This window comes from Dietzia sp. B44, assembly GCF_014145245.1.
GTDB classification, from domain to species: domain Bacteria; phylum Actinomycetota; class Actinomycetes; order Mycobacteriales; family Mycobacteriaceae; genus Dietzia; species Dietzia natronolimnaea.
On the sequence record NZ_JAALEF010000382.1, the window covers coordinates 1 to 3228 of the forward strand.

Annotated in this window: 4 protein-coding genes; 2 read left to right on the forward strand and 2 right to left on the reverse strand. The window is 72.2% G+C overall.

The window, feature by feature from the left end:
• Positions 1 to 393, reverse strand: a 393-nt coding sequence (locus tag G6017_RS12420) for a LysR family transcriptional regulator (protein WP_182617624.1), incomplete at its 3' end; no start/stop codon positions are given.
• 150 nt (positions 394 to 543) lie between these two features.
• On the opposite strand from G6017_RS12420, the gene G6017_RS12425 reads away from it, so the two are divergent.
• Complete coding sequence (locus tag G6017_RS12425; protein ID WP_182611027.1) at positions 544 to 1779, forward strand: Glu/Leu/Phe/Val family dehydrogenase; 1236 nt, start codon at positions 544 to 546, stop codon at positions 1777 to 1779.
• A gap of 114 nt (positions 1780 to 1893) precedes the next feature.
• On the opposite strand, the gene kstR is transcribed toward G6017_RS12425, so the two are convergent.
• Positions 1894 to 2640 carry a cholesterol catabolism transcriptional regulator KstR gene (gene kstR, locus G6017_RS12430; protein WP_182611026.1) on the reverse strand — a complete coding sequence of 249 codons (747 nt, stop codon included), beginning with the start codon at positions 2638 to 2640 and terminating at the stop codon, positions 1894 to 1896.
• 166 nt (positions 2641 to 2806) lie between these two features.
• On the opposite strand from kstR, the gene G6017_RS12435 reads away from it, so the two are divergent.
• On the forward strand, positions 2807 to 3228 hold a 422-nt coding region (locus tag G6017_RS12435), incomplete at its 3' end, for an acyl-CoA dehydrogenase family protein (protein WP_182617626.1).

A 3228-nucleotide genomic window follows, 5' to 3' on the forward strand; every position in this document is an offset into this window, starting at 1 on the left:
CGGGGCGAGCTCGCGGCTGCGCACCTCGATCCCCGGGTGGTCCCGGGCGAGCACCCGGATCCCGGCGGGCAGCAGGGTCGTGGCCACCGATGCCCAGACCCCGGCCGTGAGGGTCGTCCCGACCCCGGCCCGGGCCGATTCCATCGCGTGCCCGGCGTCCTCCACCGCGGCCAGGATGGTCTCCGCGTGCCCGGCCAGGACCAACCCGGCCTCGGTGAGCCCGATCCGGCGGCCACGACGCTCGAACAGGGGGGTCCCCGCCTCCCTTTCGAGAAGAGCGAGCTGTTGGGACACAGCGGAGACCGTGTAGTCCAGGGCCCCGGCGACGGCGGTCACGGTCCCGCGACGCTCGAGTTCGCGGAGCAGTCTGAGTCGGTGCAGTGACGGCTCCATGGCCCCGAGCGTAGGGGCTGACCGGGGACAGTGCAGAAAAAGTGAACGGTCGGGTCCATCGATTCTCGCTGGACCCGGGCCCGTCCCCGCTCCCATGCTTGAGGGACCCCGCCGGAGAGTCGGGACGAGGCGTTTCAGGAGGCGAGCACCATGACATCCATCGAGATTCCGGGTTTCACCGCGACAACCGGGTCGGTGCCGGTGGCAGTGCCGGCTCCACCCGCGGAGGGTCCCGCCACCCGCGAACCGTACCTGCGGCTGCACTGGAAGGACGACGTCACCGGCGCCCGAGGGTTCCTCGTCGTGGACACCCTCGTCGGTGGCCTGGCCACCGGCGGGACCAGGATGCGGGCCGGCTGCACCCTGGGTGAGGTGGAGGACCTGGCCCGCGGCATGACCCGCAAGACCGCGGCCTTCGACCTCCCCGTCGGCGGTGCCAAGGGCGGGATCGACTTCGACCCCAAGGATCCCCGCGCCGTGGAGGTGCTGGGCCGGTTCTGCGAGGCGATGCGCCCGTTCCTCGACCGTCACTGGGTGACCGCCGAGGACCTGGGGGTTCCGCAGCACCTGATCGACGAGGTCTTCGCCGGGCTGGGGATGCGGCAGTCGTACCACGCCGCCATCGAGCGCTCCGAGGATCCCGCCGCGACCGCCGCACGTATCTTCCGCGGGCTCACCGCCGAGGTGCCCGGCGGGTTGCTCGGCGACGTGATCGGCGGGTACGGCGTGGCGCAGGCGTGTCTGGCCGCGGCGTACGTGCGCGGCTGGGACGTCGGACGCACCACCGTCGCGGTCCAGGGCGTGGGCACGATGGGCGGCGCTGCCGCCTGGTACCTGCACGAGGCCGGGATGACCGTGGTGGCGGTGGCCGACGCCGCCGGGACGCTCTACGACCCGGCGGGCCTCGACATCCCCGCGCTGCTGGCCACCCGCGACCGCTTCGGTGAGATCGACCGGGGAGCCGTCCCCGCCCGCGTCCAGCGGCTGGAGCGGGACCAGATCATCGGGATGGACGTCGACGTCCTGGTCCCCGCCGCGGTCTCGTACGCCATCACCGCGGACAACTGCGCGTCCGTCAGCGCGTCGATCGTGGTGGAGGCCGCCAACGCCGCCACCACCATCGACGCCGAACTCGACCTGACCGCGCGCGGGATCGCGGTGCTGCCGGACTTCGTGGCCAACGCCGGCGCGGTGGCCTGGGCCTGGTGGCTGATCCTCGGAGAGGTCGACGAGCAGCCCGGGACCTCGTTCCTGCGGCTCAGCCGGGAGATGACGGCCAAGGTCTCGGACCTTCTCACCGCCTGGACGCCCGCGGACGGCCCGGTGCGGTGGACGGCGGACGTCTCGCACCTGGTGCGTCAGGTCCCGACGGTCGTGGTGCCCTGACCGAGGGGGCTCGAACCCCTGGCCGTCTGAGCACCCCAGGCGCGCGACCACCGCAGCCGCACACGGGAAGACCGTGTGCGGCTGCGGTCGCGGCGGGGTGGGTGAGGAGGTCGGTCAGGCCCCGGGCTCGGCCCCTGCCTCCGCGTTCTCCTCGGACACCCCGTTCTCCTCGGACGCCCCGTTCCCCTTGCCGATGGCGGTGTGCAGCCGCGCCCGGCGGGGGGAGTCGTCCGTGCCCAGCAGGAGATCGATGGTCAGGCCCAGGCGGCTGTTGACGTCCGCCGCCGAGGACCGCCTGGTGAGCCAGGAGACGAGGTTGGACATCCACACGTCGGAGACCACGCGGGCGATCGAGAGCTGGACCTCGTCCGGTTCCCCCTGGGCCATGGCGCGGGCGATGATCCGGTCCATGTAGAAGCCCACCTCCTCGACCTCGTTGGCCACCGACGCGTCGGCGAACATGAACGCCCGGGTCATGGCCTCGGTGAGGTTGGGATCGCGCTGCATGGACTTGGTGATCATGTCCACCACGACCTTCATGCGCTCCTGGGCGGTGTCCCCGGGCGGGGCCGAACGCTCCGTGCGCTGGTCCAGGCGGCGGAACTCGCGGGCCAGTGCGGAGACCAGGAGGTGGACCTTGGAGGGGAAGTAGCGGTAGAGCGTGCCCACCGCGACCTCGGCCTTCTCGGCCACCGCGCGCATCTGCACCGCCTCGTACCCGCCCTTGGCGGCCAGGGCCAGCGTGGCGTCGAGGATCCGGCGACGGCGCTCCCGCTGCGACGAGGTGCTGGGCTCGTCGCCGCGGGGCGCGGGATCAGACGCGGCAGGACCGGAACCGGTCTCGGTCGAGCTCTTGGTCATGAGGCGAGCCTCCTGGGCTGGCGAGCGGCCGATGGGGGCCGGGTTCGGTGTTCACGTCCTGCTGGTGCATTCTAGAACACGGTTGTTAGAACACGTTCTACTATGGGGGAGAGCGCCGGTCCGCGGACCGGCGCCGGTTCGAACCCCGTCTCGACGAGGAGCCACCGTGAGCATCGCCACCACCCCGGATCAGACCGAGATCCAGAACTCGATCAAGTCCTGGGCGAAGTCCGTCGATCCCGTGGACACAGTACGCGCCCAGGAGACGGACCCGGACGCCTGGAAGGCGCATTGGCCGCAGTTGGCCGGATTGGGGATCTTCGGCGTGGCCGTCGCCGAGGAGCACGGCGGGGCCGGGGCCGAGATCGTCGACCTGGCCTGCATGCTCGAGGAGGCCACCGCCCGGATGGCCCCGGGCCCGATCCTGTCGACCGCCCTCGCGGGCGTCCTGGTCTCGCGTGCCGGGGGCCGGGTGGCCTCCGCGCTGGGCGAGACCATCGCCGAGGGCGGACTGCCTGTCGGCGTCTGCCTGGGCCTCGGCACGGCGACGCTCACGGGCTCGGACACAGCGGGCTCGGACACAGCGGG

Excerpts from the sequence above, each read along its gene's own strand:
- G6017_RS12425 (WP_182611027.1), top strand. The coding sequence starts at position 544 with ATGACATCCATCGAGATTCCGGGTTTCACCGCGACAACCGGGTCGGTG.
- kstR (WP_182611026.1), bottom strand. The coding sequence starts at position 2,640 with ATGACCAAGAGCTCGACCGAGACCGGTTCCGGTCCTGCCGCGTCTGAT.